1 protein-coding gene is annotated in these 610 nt (G+C 63.1%); it reads right to left on the reverse strand.

What is annotated here, in order from left to right:
- Nucleotides 1-610 (reverse strand): APC family permease (locus OC610_RS28545; RefSeq protein WP_264433098.1); only part of this gene is annotated, 610 nt, incomplete at both ends.

Here is a 610-nt window from a genome sequence, read left to right on the forward strand (position 1 = left end):
CTGCACCACCAGCGTCCAGAACAGCGCGTAGCTGGCGGTAATGCCGAGCATCACGCCAAACGGCACATAGATATCGGCGGGGTTCATGCCCGGCGGGGTGATGAACCACATGCCCAGCAGGATGCCGACGCTGGACAGAATCTGCGGCAACGGGAAGAACGGCGAGCGATAGGCCCGAGGCAGATCAGGACGACGAATCCGCAGGATCACCACCGACAGCGTCACCAACAGGTAGGAGAAACTCCAGGCGCACACGGCCGCCAGCACCAAGTGCATGATGTTGTCGGTGTTGCCGCCCAACCACAGCGCGTACAGGCACGGGATCGCCATCGCCACCAGGATGCACAGCAGCGGCGTCTTGAAGCGTGGGTGCAGGTAGGCAAAGACCTTGGGCAACGCACCGTCCACCGCCATGCCGTACAAAATACGCGGGACACCCGCCATCAGCGTATTGATGGTCGCGGCACCGGCAAACAGAAAGCCGATGCCCAGCCAGAGCGGGCCGACCTGCCCCATGACCTGCTCGGCAAACCGTGGAATCGCCATTGGGGTGTCGAGCAGGTGCACGCCGGTGGCCGGATCGAGCAACACGTTTTCGACCTGGCGCTTC

Source organism: Pseudomonas agronomica (assembly GCF_025917275.1).
In the GTDB taxonomy this organism is placed as follows: Bacteria; Pseudomonadota; Gammaproteobacteria; order Pseudomonadales; family Pseudomonadaceae; genus Aquipseudomonas; species Aquipseudomonas agronomica.